The following is a 15,708-nucleotide window of genomic DNA, read 5'->3' on the forward strand; positions in this document are numbered from 1 at the left end:
AAAAATGAGTAACAGTACTCTTAGAAACCCATTGAAAAGAAATGCGCAATTTGAAAACCCAGCCGGAAATATCATGATCGAACTAAGTGAAGCCGAGTTAAATAAAGTACATGGTGCAGCAGATAGCCCAAACACGTATAACAGCTGTTATTCTAAACAGAAATCATGTGGTAATTTCTGTACGTTTACTACAGAGTGCCCTTTCTTAAGCTTCTGCTGCTAAAAGTATAGGAATTATCTAAATTAATCGCAATCATTAGTTAGGGTGGCTACAAGTTGTAAACTAATGATGAAGTAGGAATAGATTTCAAAGTATACACTTGAATATGGAAATGTAAGTTATATGCAACTTTGAAGGGGAGTTAAATATGAATACAATTTTTATTAATTCAAGCTATATTAGGGAGAGAGAATACAGCGGAATTTCATACAAACCAGACCATCAAGCATATGATTATTGGGAGAATATTTTAGGACAGGAGCTCATCACTTACTTAAAGGATGATGAGAAATTAGATATAGATATGCTGTACAGCTCAGAAGATTATTGTGTAAACCTTCCGAACTATTTTGAAGAATTAAATGAGATTTATAATGCTTATATGATGGACGAGCATCAAGAAATGCAGCTTTCATCTTCTTTTTTAGAAAGTACTGATATTGTGTTTAAACCTTTGTTCGGGGATTTACTTAAACTAGGGTTGTATTGGTTTAATAAGAAACTTGATTTATCCCATATACAATTTTTGAATCGAGTGGTAGAGGAGAGCTTTCTCGGTACTCTCTTTGCAAAACTATCTAATGTATGTACAAGAACACTTATATTAGAAATGTATATCAGTAAAGAAGAAGGGATGCTTCAGGGGGATAATTCAAGTGAGGAGTATGAGTATTACTTAAACAGGTATCTGAGCGATAAGAGCTACATTTCTCAATTGTTATCCTTCTATCCTTGCTTGTGCAGATTAGTACTTGAAAGTATTAATATAGTTGTTATTAATTATGTTACTATATTACAACGTTTACAGCAGGATAGAGATCTTATTATTGATGAAATATGTGGGGGGGAAAGCTTTAACCAAATTGATAAAATGAGTTCTAGTGTATCTGATTCACATAAAGGTGGCAGTGCAGTATATAAATTTGAATTAGATAATAAAATCAAATTAATCTATAAGCCTCGTTCTCTGAAAGCAGAGGAAGCGTATCAAACCTTTGTCAGTGATTTGGCACATAACTGCAATATGATGATGCTTAATTACAAAATTATTAATATGGAGCAATATGGTTGGGTAGAGCAGGTAGAGTATAGCTCATGTTCTTCAATAGAAGCACTACAGCGTTACTACTATCGGTTTGGAATTACAATTTTTGCGAACTATATCCTGCATACAAGTGATATTCATTTAGAAAATATTATAGCCTCTAATGAATTTCCTGTTCTTGTTGACTTAGAAACGATCATGGATAATCGACCAGAAACACTAGATAAAACAGCACTAGATGCTGTTTATTCTCAACTATCTGATTCGGTGCTGCATTCAGGTATGCTTCCGCATCATAGCTGGGGGAAAAATGGAGAAGACGGCATTGATCTAAGCGCAATTAATGGAGTTGAGAACCAAGCACTTCCTATAAAGGTTCCTCGACTTGTTAATCTGCAAACTTCATCGATGCGATATGAGTATGTTAATCCTACAACATCAACCAATAAAAATTTAGCTAAGCTTGAGGATGAATTTATCCCACCCTCTAAATTTATTAAGTACATCATTGAAGGATTTAGAGCAGCGTACATATACGCAATGGAGAACAAAGGTACGCTTCTAGAAAAATCAGTTTTATTTGAAGAGATTGAACTGCGCCATATTGTGAGGGAAACGCAGCATTATGCAATGATGCTTCATGCTTCCTATCATCCTGACTTTTTACAAAATGGACATGCCAGAGAACTTTTTTTAAAAAGCTTGTATAAGTATATTGATGTAACTGACAAAAGAATGATTGAAATTACTAAATACGAACTCCAGGATCTTTTAGGAAATGATATTCCTTATTTTTATTACAATTCTTCTGAAAGAACACTTTATAGTTCTGCCCATGATGGAATTAAAGATTATTTCGAATACAGCAGTATGGATAAGCTGCATGATAAAATCGCGAAATTAAGTGAAGACGATCTTAAGCAGCAAACTCTTTATATCGTACTTTCATTATATACTCAAGATAAATCGAAAGATTTAACAGGCAATCATCATTACAGCTTATCAAGCTGCGCACAAGAAACAGATCAAGTCCTTGATAATTCAATCTATATTGAAGCGGCACAAACGGTTGCAAGGGATATTATGAAGAAGGCGATTTATAACAGAGATGGGAAGGATGTAAGTTGGATTAATATTTCACTGATGGGCACATCTAATACAATGTGGAATATAGCTCCGATGACTTTTTATCTGTATGAAGGGATTGCTGGTATTGCGGTGTTTATGAATGCACTCAAAATGATGACACACGACGGTGAGTATGATTCGATATGTGAAGCGCTGGACCAAACTATATTTAATTACTCTGATACAGTAACAGAAAATCTAGTTATGCTGCCGAGCCAGAGTAACGGTGCATTTTCTGGTGAAGCTTCGTTGATGTACACTTTTGAATTGCTATTTTCAATAACAGGTAATAAAAAATATTTAGATTATGCCCAAAAACATTTTAAAATTGTAGATTTTCTAATTGAATCTGATGAGAGTTTCGACATAATGATGGGAAGCGCAGGTACGATTCAAGTTCTTTTGAATCTTTATGAAATGACAAACGAACAAAAATATCTTGATTCTTCGATTCGAGCTGGAATGCAGTTATTGAAGCATAAAATTCAGCTGCCCGAAGGAATAGGATGGCTTCCGTCAGAAGCAAGTAATCCTTTAGGAGGATTCTCGCATGGTTCTACTGGAATTGCAATGTCTTTGCTGCGATTATGGAAATTCACCCTTAATGAAGAGTTCCTTCAGGCGGCGATGCAAACAATAGATTATGAAGATGCATTATTTAATCCACAAGAACAAAATTGGGGAGACAAGCGAGTATTCGATGGTCAATCCAATGATGAGTTAGGTTTGTATCCTGTTGCTTGGTGTCATGGCGCAAGTGGAATCTTATTAGGCAGAATGCAGATATTAGAACTTGTACCTCCTTCGATTAAAGATAGGATTGAAAAGGATATAACAACTTCTGCTAACACTACGATTTCGAAAGGGTTTTGTGGAGATCATTCTTTGTGCCATGGCGATTTAGGTAATTTGGAGATTTTACTTCAGTATGCAAGCTATTATAATAAATCTGATTTAATGAAGTTATGTGAAAATGTAAGTAAAGAGATTGCAGTCATGGTTAAACAAGGGCATTGGAGGTGCGGGTTGCCTGACTCTCATGAGAATACCAGCTTTATGGTGGGTACTTCTGGTATAGGCTATTCTTTATTAAAAATGGTTAAGCCATCGCTGCCATCTGTAATTTCAGTTGGGGTTTAATTAAATACGTGAATAAAATGGTTATATGACGACCAGTCTCATGGATTTCTTGAGCAGGTCGTCTTTAATCTATAATAATTCAGGGGCGTGTGATTATAATGATGAAAAAAATGAGGCTAATTCGGCAATTAGGAATGACCGATTGCGGAACTGCTTGTTTAACCATGGTATTTAATTATTATCACTATCGTTCAGATTTAACAGCAATATCTTCACTTGCTAATGTAGGTAGAGATGGGATTTCGTTGGAAGATTTGAAGCGAATAGCCGAACAGCATTTTTTTCAATTTAAAGCTTATAATTATGCCAACAATGAACAAAATCTAATTGATAATTTACCCGTTATTATGTGCTCCAATAAGAATCATTATATTGTAATAGAGAAGAAAACCAGACATGGATTCCAAGTGTTAGATCCTGCAAAAGGAAAAAGAGTACTTTTATTTTCAGAAATTGTTGAACAATTTTTAAGTATCATTGTGGTGATTCGACCAAGCAAAGCTGTAAGGGAAATTCCTCTACAGAAATCAGCTAATATAAAATTTAAATTAGATTGGGTTAAAATACTTATTAGTATCTTACTAACAGTTGCCGCCCAGTTAATCGTATTGATTATCCCCAGCATCATACAGAATATAATAGATATTTTAAGCATAGACAATGCAGCGTTTAATGTTAGCAATATTCTAGGTGCTGTTTTACTTATTGCTGTGACATATTTCGGCGTTGCTTGGTTACGAAAACGTTTAATTCTTATGATTCAAAACTTGCTCTATAAAGATGTTATTCTTCAAATGTTGAAAAAGGTGTTTAAAATAGATACACGTTTTTTCGAAAGCCACACATCCGGGGACATTGTGAACAGATTCAATAACATCAGTATGATAAATGAGTTTTTATCTAGTGTTGTGGTTACTGTCTGTATAGATGTTGTAACAGCGATTGTTTGTGGAATAGCCATGTTTAATCTATCAACATCGTTATTACTTGTTGTATGCATTGTAACATTAGCGCAGCTTACTATCATTCTGCTGCTCAATGGGGTAGTGCAAAAAAAGACCAGTACATATATGGCTAACCAAGGGCTTCTACAAGGTGAATTATTTAATTTGGTAAACAATATTATTCAGATTCGAAACATGGGAATCGAAAAGATCATGTTTGATAATCTTAATCAAGGTTATTCTAAAGCGATACTTCTTCATAAGGAACGGACACAAACCAGTGATCTTATGGAGTCGGCCATTAGTTCTATAAATATAGTAACGTCACTGTTATTGTATGCGGTAGGAGGGGGCTTAGTTGCTTCTGGTAACTTGTCGCTTGGACAACTAGTAGGGTTTATTGCTTTGTCTGCTTTTTTTATCAATCCAATTCGCGCATTATCAACTATGCTTCCTCAACTTAATACGCTAAAAGAGGTGTTCATACGTGTCAAAGAATTGCTTAATTACAGTGATATTCCACCCTCAGGTTCTGTAGAAGTAAATACATTTGAAATCATGGAGTTTTCAAATGTGAATTTTAGTTATTCACGTAAAGAGGATCGTAATTTGCGTAATATTAATTTAAAAGTAATAGCCGGACAAAAGGTTGCGATTGTCGGTAGTTCAGGCAGTGGAAAAACAACAATAACCAAACTAATTATGAATGCACTACACAATTATGAAGGAATAATAACAATCAATCACTATAATATTGTTGAAATTAATAAAGAGCATTTCTACCAAAAAGTTGCCGTCGTGACACAGACACCTTTAGTAATTAATGGTACAATTAGAGAAAATATAGATTTCACAGGAAAAATGTCTAACGAACAGATATATGCTGCGTTGCAGAAGGTTGAAATGGAAGAGTACGTTAAATGTCTGCCATTGCAGCTAGAAACGGTCATGGGTGAAAATGGACAGAATCTTTCTGGAGGACAGAAACAGAGAATTGCAATTGCAAGGGCTCTTGCTTCAAAACCTTCAATAATTATTTTTGATGAAGCTACAAGCAATCTAGACCCAATTACAGAAAGAAAAATATTCGCTAATTTAGATAATGAACCAGTCACTTTACTAATGATCACACATCGACTTAATGTTCTTCAAAAAGCGGATCATATTTACGTGCTGGATCATGGAGAAATCGTGGAGAATGGGACGCATAATGAGTTAATGGATAAAAAGATGTTTTACTATAAAAGTTTTTATGGAATCATTTCTGATGAAGTTAATGAAGCTGTACTTACGAAGTAGAGGGGGATCTCCCATTAAACAAAATCGAATTTTAATTATAGATGATGATGTAGAGCTATGTCAGCTCCTTAAACGCTGTATGGATAATAACGAGCATACACAAGCAGATTACTGCCATGATGGATCAAAAGGCTTAATTATGTTGAATGAACAGGACTATCAACTCGTTGTACTTGATGTCATGCTGCCAGAAATTGATGGCTTTGAAATTCTTACAGAAATCAGGAGAGCGAGCAGTGTTCCGGTATTAATGCTCACAGCTAGAGTAGAGGAAAGCAGCAAGGTGTACGGTCTTAGACTAGGTGCCGATGATTATTTGTCTAAGCCCTTTAGTATTAATGAATTTTTAGCTAGAGTTGATGCACTTGTACGCCGATATACAGCGCTAAACTATGCAATCAAACCAGAGACCATGCAGTTAACCTTTAAGGGTGGACTGCTCATTGATATGCTGGCAAGATCAGCTTCTATTCATGGAAAAGCTATAACATTAACACCGAAGGAATTTGATTTATTGTACTATCTTGCAGCTAACAAAGGAAAAGTGTTTACTAAAAAACAATTGTATATTCAAGTTTGGCATGATCAATATGCTTTTGATGATGGAAACATAATGGCGTATACAAGTAAAATCAGAAAAAAGTTAGAAGCTGCAAATAAAGAAATCAATTATATTGAAACAATTTGGGGAATAGGTTACAGGTTTAATCCGGAGGTATGATAATGGTACTCATGTCGCTAACAAATGTAGTTATAATGGTTTTGGCTCTGATCGTAACGTATCTGTTCTTCTATATCTATCGTTTACGAAGCAATTTATCTGAAATGATGCTAGTCCTTGAAGATATTATTCGGGGGAATACGAATCGAAGATTGCTTATACCTCACCATGATATTTCAACTCAAATTTGTTATAAAATAAATGAAATTGTAAAAATTAATAATGAAAAGCTATCAGGCTTAAAAAAGGCAGAACAATCGAATAAACTCTTAATGACAAGCCTCTCCCATGATATAAGAACACCACTTACCTCATTACTGGGTTATTTAGAAGCTATAGATAAAGGCATTGTTGATGGAGTGGAAAAAGATGAATATATACAAATTGCAAGGGCTAAGGCACAGGACTTGAAGGAATACATAGATATTTTGTTTGAATGGTTTAAACTAGATGCTAAAGAACAAACTTTTCATTTTGAAGAGGTGGAAATTTATGAGTTAACACGTAATATTGTGGCAGGATGGATTACGGTTTTTGATAAGCACCATTTCCAATATAAACTTGATATTCCGAGTGATGAATTGTGTATGTACGTGGATAAAAATGCTTACAGTCGTATCGTCAACAATCTGATTCAGAATGTGATTACACATAGTGGTGGAAACTTAATCGAGCTGGCAATGAGCTATAGGGAAGAGCAAGTGAAAATTACAATTACAGATAATGGACGTGGGATTTCTGAAAAGGATTTACCCTTTGTATTTGATAGGTTATATGTATGTGATCCATCTAGAAAATCCAAGAGCAGTGGGCTTGGGTTGTCCATTGTCAAGGAGCTTGTCAAAGGGCATAATGGAAAAATCTTTGCTGAAAGTCGATCTTCTCAATATACACAATTTATTGTTATACTTCCGCTAAATATAGAGGAAGCAGAACGGAGGTCGTAGAAAACACGAATGGCTAGATGAATTTCATCCTCGGACACTTCAAAGTCAACCCCGTGTTGGTGGTAGGCATTTTCCCATTTTACAGATATAAAAATCCCGATTCCATATTTGGAAACGGGATTGGATCACAGATGTTTTTCCTCATGTTAATTGTGAGATATAGTAAGCGCTGCTCAAATTAGTGCTGCTTTCGAATACCAGGACTTTACCTTCCACCTCGTACCAGCGTACCATTGGTCCTCCAGTCTTGGTTGCATTCGGTGTTCCATAGACTGCAATGACGTGCTTCAGTTTATCTAAATCAAAAAGAATGTTTCGTAATGTGCGGTTGCCCGCATTATGAATAGAAGCTGCATTTACGAGTAAGCCATCTTTGAAAATGAGACTGGTTCCGTCGAAATAATAGATATTGGCTTCCGACGGTCTTGCGACCGGGAATCTAAGTTGCCTTACTTTTTTATTTATCGTTATATAACCCGTATAAAGGATGAAAGCACTTCTTCGGAAAGGGGGCATCACTCTTTGAACTATTTTTTCCTGGAATCTCAGTATCCACGTAGAGGATTTATTAGCGGGGGAACGACCTTCACTCCTGAATTAGATATGAATTATTTGGCGATAGAGAATCCGCTGCCAGAGGGGACCACGGCAGAGGTGGAGTTACTGTCTACGGTGCGAAGCCTGAACGTCGATTATTTCGAGACAATCACAGGAACGAGAGCTGTATCCGATGATTTTAAACTGCTGTTGGAACAAACGAGGACAAACACGCAGTTTATTCCCGCAGCAGTGTGCTTCCACAATGGACGTCCCGTTGAAAAAAACTATTGGATTGCACATCCTCTGGATCGTTTGGATGTTTTTGATTATGAACGTTCAGAATATGGGCGCAAAGCGGTCATTGCTGCATCGGTACAGCAGCCTCCACGTAAGACTGTCAAAGTTGTATCTCGAATCTGCCTGCATGAGGAGCGAATTGGCGACCATGAGTTTTTTATGCTGGACCATATAAATATCTTCAAACCTATCATTTCAAACGAATTTTACGAACTATGCCGAAAAAACAAGCTCAACCTGAATGTTACAGAAGTAAGTGATGTAAGTATCTAAAAATGGTGCATCAATATAATGCAAGCACAGAGAAGCCCTCGCATGACGTGGGCTCTTTAGTCTTTATTCTACCCCGTCGCCACCGTATTTTCCTCATAACTGATCCAGTCGCTTCAGTTCAATATTTCGATTGTGCAAATTTCTGAAGGTCCTTAAGTTTAGTAAATGTATTTAAATCACGTCGCTTTTTTATGTCAGGTATATTGACGTAAATTTGAATTCATAGGTTTTTTTCTTGGTTTATATCTTTTAATGTGATTTTTATTTACATAAATGTATTGTTGTTCATATACTTATATGGTAATGTGTTTTTATGAGTTACATAATATAACATTATATAGAGGGGGGACGTCATGTTTATTAACCGAGCTGTTAGGAGATTTGGAGTTTCAATAGGGATTGTTGGTATATTTACATTTGCTCTACCTTCAGTGGGCTTGAGTATGCCGCTGCAGCCAACAACCCTTGATAAGGTAGAAGGTGATTATTATGTAACGTCTGCGATTGAGAACATTCGCTGGGGGTCACTGCCTAATCGAGATAGCTCTCCTATTCTTACAGTACCATCAGGAAGTGCTGTAACATTTGACACGGTATCGCATGAGGGACTGATCGAGGATCAAGGGAGAAATCCAGTGGAGTACTTCGGCAAATTTGGTATCTCACCTGATGGAGTGTTGGATGATGCGAAGGTAATTGCGACTTCTGAGATTAAACATGATTATGTAAAAGACGGACCTCATATTATCACTGGACCAGTAGCGGTTGAGGGAGCGATGCCAGGAGATGTCCTTAAAGTAGAAGTCCTTTCGCTGCAGACTCGAGTTCCCTATGGTGTTATTTCTAACCGTCATGGTAAAGGTGCCCTCCCTAACGAATTTCCAGAAAATACAGGTCCACAAGAGGGAGCTGGCGCGGCAAAACCGGAATTATATAATAATGTATCTATCTTTACGCCTATTGAAGAAATCAACGGCAATTGGTATGGTTTATTACCAACAAAAGCTGGCAAGAATGTACGTTTCCCAATTAACCCGTTTCTCGGTGTTATGGGGGTTGCGCCAAATACCAGTGAAGTTGTGAGTTCTATCCCGCCTATTGAAACAGGAGGGAATATGGATATTAATGAGTTAGGTGTTGGTTCAACTATTTATTATCCGATTCAAGTTAAAGGCGGGCTATTCTATACTGGAGATCCACATTTTGCTCAAGGAGATGGAGAAGTAGCATTAACTGCATTGGAAGCATCCTTAAGAGGTACAGTTCGGTTAACAGTGTTAAAGAAAGGTGATCCATCAATACCACATCGTGGAGAATTCACGCAGCCCTTTGCTGAAACAGAGGATTATTGGATCCCAATTGGACTGGATCCTGATTTGGATGAAGCCATGAAAGAATCAGTACGTGAATCGATTCAATTTTTATCCGATAAGCTTGATATGGATAGAAGTGTGGCTTATGCATACCTATCGGCCGCAGCGGATTATGAAGTATCTCAGGTCGTAGACCGAACCAAAGGGGTTCATGGACTCATTCGAAAGACTGATTTTCTTGAATATGTTGACGCTGCAATGAATGTAGGTGGTACCTTAATCAAGCCGGTTGTTCATAACGATGAGTTCTACGTACCGATTCGAACCATTTCGGAGCTGTTGGGCGGAACAGTAGAATGGGATATTAAGACGCGTACAACGAAAATCAAATTAGGTTCCAAAAATATAAATGCTCAAATTGGTTCAGATGTATATTCAATTAACAATAAATTAGTGTTTAATACTAAAGTACCTAAGCTTTTAAATGGCGAAACCGTAGTTCCAGTTTCTATTATTAATGAAATACTAGGTGCTTATGTAAACTGGACGACGATCGACAAGACCCTAACAGCAAATGTTTCGTTAAGTAAATAGCAATAATGTTTCTTTATTCAACCGTGGTGGACAGGTCCATCACGGTTTTTGGTTATCATGAATCCAACAATAGAAGCGGGTTATTACCAAAAACCACCCCTGTCCCGCAAAATTAAGGGAGAGGGGTGGTTGGCTGCATGAACGATATTTAAATCTTAGATTCATGTTTTTTAATTCGCGCAAGATGGATGCTTTATAATTCAGCGTATCATCGGTACAGCTTCAACTCAGCAATAGACCACCACCATTCAGCATTGTCCGAAGTCAAAGCAATTTTGACATATCGTGCCTGCTGGTTCGTGAACATCGCGGAGATTAGAGGATCGGTTCCCAAAGCATCTGAAACTAAATTCCATTGCTCTCCATCCGTTGAAGTGAAGATTGTAAAACTACGGGCATAGTCATTCGTACTGCTGCCTGAGTCCATAGTTAACCGGCTAAAATTTTGGATGCTCCCCAAATCAATCTGAATCCACTGGTCTGTTTGCTGTCCGGACGCAGAGGTCCAGCGTGTGTTCAGATCATCATCGAGCAGTGCGCTAACGTCTTCAGACGTGGAAGCTGTAACTGTCCAAGACGTCCGATCCAGTTCGGTAGGCAGCAGCTCATCCTGTTCTCCAGGTGTCCATGGCGTCTGATCAGAGGTATAAACCGCAATTTCAGATACAGACCACCAGTGAGAATCCGTTCCGGTCTGAACGATCTTGATATAGCGAGCCTCATGGGGAGCGAAAGCAATAGAAAGTACGGCATTTTCCCCTTCACCCGCAGCTGCAGCTTTACCCCAATCCATGCCATCCAGTGAGGTGAATACTTCATAGCTGCGAGCATAATCCTCACTGCTATGAGCACTATCCAGTACAATCCGGTTCACCGTCTGTGAATGGCCCAGATCCAGCTGAAGCCACTCACCACCTATTTGTGTCTGACCGGAAGTCCAGCGTGTTTGGTCCGAGCCATCCAGTATCGCCGCTGCAGCTTCATCACCAGAAGACGCTGTGACGGACCATCCATCTGGCAGGAGACGTTTTTGTTTTCCTGTTCCATAGTGCTGAACGAACAACTCAGAAACCGACCACCATTGGTCGGATTCACCCGTCTGCATAATCTTCACATAACGGGCTTCCTGCTCAGGGAAGGTGATGGAGAGACGTCCTGTCACGCCTTCGCCTCCAGCAATAGATGTTCCCCAGTTCTGCCCGTCATCGGAAACGAAGATGCGATACTGTCGTGGATAGTCATCCTTGGCGTTCCCCGGGTCCAGTTCTACCGCATCAAAAAGACTCGTTTGCCCAAGATCAATCGTGATCCACTGTCCTTTGGATTGCTTTCTCCCGTTCGTCCATAACGTCTCGTTTTTTCCATCCAGCATATGAGCCGTGATATCCGTTCCTTGTGTGGAGGAAGCAGTCACGATCCAAGTTGACCGATCGGGCAGCGGGGCTGGATTTGGATGTTCAGGTGCTTGAGCCAATTTACCAAATCGGGCGAGCTTGAGTTCCGAGATGGACCACCAGCTGTCTGCGGGAGCAGTCAATACAATTTTAATATAACGTACACTCTGCATCCCCAAATCGACGGACATGCTCGGAGATGAGCCTGTTCCCTGTGCAATCGGCTTGCTCCAATTCTCATCGTCCTTCGAAACGTAAACTTCATACCCGTGGGCATAATCACCCCCGCTGCTGCCGGAGTTCATGAAAAGGGTGTCCATCATCTGCTCGCTGCCCAGATCAATATGGAGCCAGTCTCCAGGCTGCTGCGTTTGTCCAGATGACCAGCGGGTGGCCAAATCTCCATCAATCATGCGTTTCACTGCTTCCGAACTGGAAGAGGCGGTGATCGTCCATGCGCTGCGATCCAGATAAGTGACGCCTTGTGAAGCATCCGGCTGCTTAACTACCGTATGCTCCAATGGATTGACCTTCACTTGAGCCTTCGCATAGACGGCAGCCGAACCCAAAGCCCCGCTCGCATTAAAGAAGCGAACCGTCTTGGTGGTATCCGACGGATTCCAGATTTGTGCCGTGTAGACGCCATCCTTTTCGTAGACAGTTACTGCCGGAGAATCAGCCCAAATATCCATTGTACGTGTTCCTGTGGATGCCATACTATGCATGAACCAGTAGGCGTTAAAGACTTCGTTTTGCTGCATGTCTTTTGTATTCCATTTCGCAAGAGCAGCCTGCGGGTCCCCGATGGATTGGAAGGGCCAAATGATGTGCTGCCATGTGCGCTCCTGCTGACCACCAAGATCCTTGATCATCCCGTTGTATAGTGCGGCAGTATTCTTCGGATCACGGCCGTAATAGGTCATCCACTCCGCCGGCGGCAGCCAGTGAATGCCGTAAATATGTTCTGCGTCGTTGGAGAAGTACGTGCCATACAGGTAAGCACTGCCGTATACATGCCCTACGGTAGCGTGTTTGTATCCTTCCAGCCAGTTGTCCCCATCATAGTTGAACCAATACTGCTCGGCCGCTTTTTCTTCGGTGACGAAGCCCCAGATGCCTGTATCACGATAGGCTTTATTCCCTGTTACTTCGCCCCACATATATTGTCCGACCCAACTGAACAGAGCTTCACCTGCCGCTTCCTGATTGTTTCCGCTGCGATTGTCGGCATAACCTCCTGCCCAGGAATGACCTGAATAAGGATCAAAATTACGCATCCATGGGAATTGATTGTCTGTACGCGAAGGATTGGCATAATCCCGGATCAGCAGTTCAACCATATCGCCATAATCTTCTACAAACGTTGGATCATACATGGCCAGCACCGCAGATGCAAAAACGTAATAGCCATACGTAAAATGATGATCCGTCAGTCCGGTGTTGACACCAAACCCGCTCCCATAAGGGAAGATCGTTCCCCATTGATCCGAGTAATAAAAATAATAGGAGTGCAGACGTTCATCCGGTGAAAAGGTGTACCAGTCGGTCAAAATGGTTCTTAACAGGGACAGGTAGTGGTCCCGACGTTCGTGATCCCCAAGCTGATCGCTAATGAGCACACCCAGTGCAAGCGGATGAAGCTTTTTCCCCTGCCAGTATGGATCTTCGCTCATTAAATTACCCGACGTATCTGCATCAAGCTGATCCAGATAACTGATTAATTGCGCGCGTGAGTATGTCGGATCGTCCGGCTCTACAAATTGCGGAATAATACCGTAGAAACGATCCTTTGTCGTAAAGCTATTGCCTTCGCTCACTTTCATCATCCCACGAATGGAAGGATACGTGAGCTCCGTGAGTGGAGTAGTTGCAAGTTTCCACTGATGAGGGAACAAAGCCATTAATGTGTTCGCAGAGAAGTTGGCACGCTTCGTTTGTGTAACGGAGCTGAAGGTCGTTGTAACTTGGGAAGTGCTCTCGTTATAGTCGTAATCGACCTTCGTATCCGTTACAAAAGCATAGGCATGCTGGTAATAGTATGCTAATTCTGATGCATTCGGCAGGGTGGCTAGCGATAAATAATTTTCGCCTGATCCCAGCTTGATCTTAAGTGTATTGCCAAGCTTTATAAATGTGGTTCCTTTAGGCGCATAAAGGCCGTAGTTTCTTGTAAAGGTTTGCGGCGAAGGAGCCCTGTCTTGATTGGTGACTTCTACACCGATATGATCGCTTGTCCATGATTCCCCGTCCTGCAGCACAATCTCGCGGTCTTGATCATCAAAGAGACGTGTGATGTTCGGTGAACGGAGCAGGATCGTGTCCGGGTTCTCGAACGTGTTGTACAGGAAAGGGGAGCCTTTGACAAAGGTTGTGTTGACCTTCGCCGTGTCATCATCACTCATGATGATGTTTGCGGAGTAATCCCCGTACCCTGCCACCTTGGTATTAACCTTGGCTGGGTTCATACTGCTTGTTGTCAGGATAAGGTCAGCTTCACCATCGGCATCCATAGAGCTGCCGTCAGCAGAAACGTATCCAGCACCAGGGTTCAAAATATGAAGCCCCTGCTTGGTGTATCGGTTTTTGAACGGCAGCGTGACCAGACTGTTTCCATCTCCTAAATCCGAAACAAGAATCGACTGCCACCAGTCATTAGATGGAATCGGGGCAGTGATGTCAGCTGTACGATTCTTTGGGTTTTTCGGCTGCAGCATTGTAATGTCGTTAATGGCATAACTGCCAGCCCCAACCTGTACTGAGCTCATCTCAGGGATAGCCGGAATGGTGTAGACCGGCTTTTCATCACCTTGAATATACTCATATACATCAAAAGCATAGAGCGAATATCCGTTGGTTGTACCTCTGCCAAGCCCTGCGAACTTTACATATCTGGCTTCTGCATATACAGCAATGTCATCTCGTCCACCGTTACTGTGTATCTCCCGGTACAGCGTAGTCCACTGCTTTGCATCGTTGGATACCTGAATGTCATAAGCACGTCCAAACGCATTCTCCCATTGTAGAGAAATTTCTCCGATTTCATGACGCTTTCCAAGGTCCACAACAATCCATTCCTGATCCTTGTATATGGAAGACCAGCGTGTGCCTGGATCACCATCCGTCACATTGCGCGCCTCATAATTGCGTTTCTCCATTTTGGCCTTGTCTTCGGCGGAGCGGCTGGGTTCATCAATCTCTTCTGATGATGCCATGACCGATTTACCCAGAGCGAGGTTGGCGGCAACCGGTTTTGGAGGAGAATTTGCTCCACCCGTTCCATAAACATCGAACGAGTAGAGAGATACACCATAGGCTTGCTGTGCCCGTTCGTGGCTAAACAAACGCACATATCGTGCGTTGGCAGAAACCTCGACTTCCGTCAGACCGCCTTGGCCCTTCGTTGTGGAATATACTTGCTTCCAGTTCACCTCGTCATCTGATACTTCAAGGTCGAAGGCGGATGCATAAGCATTTTCCCACTCAATCGAGATATTCGAGATGGACGCCGCTGCGCCCAAGTCAACATAGATCCACTGAGGGTCCTGCTGCCATACACTTTCCCATCGGGTATTTTTGTTTCCATCCACGGCATGATCGGCTGTATTCCCGCCAAGGGATGAGGAACTATACACCGGTCTGTTCAGGGATAAGAGATATGACCCTTCTACTGCTGCGTTTGCTGCTTTGCTTGGCCAGAGTGGTACACTGCTGATCAACAACAGCATAGATAACAGCAAGTTCACGCAGATGCTGCGCTTGTTTCGTTTGTGACTCGTTCGTCCCTTCATATCTTCTTCTCCTTTGTTAGCTCTTGTCTGTTCACAAGACAGAACTTTCTCTTTTCCTAACAACC

General features: G+C 40.8%; 8 protein-coding genes. 7 read left to right on the forward strand and 1 reads right to left on the reverse strand.

Annotated features, from left to right (window positions below):
* Nucleotides 1-4: 4 nt before the first annotated feature.
* From ABXS70_RS04865 to ABXS70_RS04895, 7 genes are all read left to right on the forward strand, one after another.
* Complete coding sequence (locus ABXS70_RS04865; RefSeq protein WP_366294270.1) at nt 5-223, forward strand: plantaricin C family lantibiotic; 219 nt, start codon at nt 5-7, stop codon at nt 221-223.
* 145 nt (nt 224-368) lie between these two features.
* The gene (locus ABXS70_RS04870) at nt 369-3,533 is read left to right on the forward strand and encodes a type 2 lanthipeptide synthetase LanM family protein (protein ID WP_366294273.1); all 3,165 of its coding nucleotides are present in this window, start codon (nt 369-371) and stop codon (nt 3,531-3,533) included.
* Nucleotides 3,534-3,631: 98 nt separating this feature from the next.
* Nucleotides 3,632-5,776 carry a peptidase domain-containing ABC transporter gene (locus ABXS70_RS04875; RefSeq protein ID WP_342552206.1) on the forward strand — a complete coding sequence of 715 codons (2,145 nt, stop codon included), beginning with the start codon at nt 3,632-3,634 and terminating at the stop codon, nt 5,774-5,776.
* Nucleotides 5,745-6,497: a response regulator transcription factor gene (locus ABXS70_RS04880; RefSeq protein WP_342552205.1), complete on the forward strand. Its 753-nt coding sequence runs from the start codon at nt 5,745-5,747 to the stop codon at nt 6,495-6,497. Before ABXS70_RS04875 ends, ABXS70_RS04880 begins: the two co-directional genes overlap by 32 nt.
* 2 nt (nt 6,498-6,499) lie before the next feature.
* Entirely contained in the window at nt 6,500-7,444 is a 945-nt protein-coding gene (locus tag ABXS70_RS04885; RefSeq protein WP_342552204.1) for a HAMP domain-containing sensor histidine kinase, read from the forward strand.
* Nucleotides 7,445-7,966: 522 nt separating this feature from the next.
* Nucleotides 7,967-8,554, forward strand: coding sequence for a DUF1629 domain-containing protein (locus ABXS70_RS04890; protein ID WP_366294278.1), 588 nt, complete (start codon nt 7,967-7,969; stop codon nt 8,552-8,554).
* Nucleotides 8,555-8,907: 353 nt separating this feature from the next.
* The gene (locus ABXS70_RS04895; protein WP_342552203.1) at nt 8,908-10,461 is read left to right on the forward strand and encodes an acetamidase/formamidase family protein; all 1,554 of its coding nucleotides are present in this window, start codon (nt 8,908-8,910) and stop codon (nt 10,459-10,461) included.
* 208 nt (nt 10,462-10,669) lie between these two features.
* On the opposite strand, the gene ABXS70_RS04900 is transcribed toward ABXS70_RS04895, so the two are convergent.
* A complete protein-coding gene (locus ABXS70_RS04900) occupies nt 10,670-15,643 on the reverse strand; it encodes a discoidin domain-containing protein (RefSeq protein ID WP_366294281.1) in 4,974 nt (1,657 codons plus the stop codon).
* Between the last annotated feature and the right edge of the window lie 65 nt (nt 15,644-15,708).

This window comes from Paenibacillus sp. AN1007 (assembly GCF_040702995.1).
Classification (GTDB): domain Bacteria; phylum Bacillota; class Bacilli; order Paenibacillales; family Paenibacillaceae; genus Paenibacillus.

Bases quoted from the DNA above. Each gene is read 5' to 3' on its own strand.
- ABXS70_RS04865 (WP_366294270.1), top strand. From the start codon at position 5: ATGAGTAACAGTACTCTTAGAAACCCATTGAAAAGAAATGCGCAATTT.
- ABXS70_RS04870 (WP_366294273.1), top strand. From the start codon at position 369: ATGAATACAATTTTTATTAATTCAAGCTATATTAGGGAGAGAGAATAC.
- ABXS70_RS04875 (WP_342552206.1), top strand. From the start codon at position 3,632: ATGATGAAAAAAATGAGGCTAATTCGGCAATTAGGAATGACCGATTGC.
- ABXS70_RS04880 (WP_342552205.1), top strand. From the start codon at position 5,745: ATGAAGTTAATGAAGCTGTACTTACGAAGTAGAGGGGGATCTCCCATT.
- ABXS70_RS04885 (WP_342552204.1), top strand. From the start codon at position 6,500: ATGGTACTCATGTCGCTAACAAATGTAGTTATAATGGTTTTGGCTCTG.
- ABXS70_RS04895 (WP_342552203.1), top strand. From the start codon at position 8,908: ATGTTTATTAACCGAGCTGTTAGGAGATTTGGAGTTTCAATAGGGATT.
- ABXS70_RS04900 (WP_366294281.1), bottom strand. From the start codon at position 15,643: ATGAAGGGACGAACGAGTCACAAACGAAACAAGCGCAGCATCTGCGTG.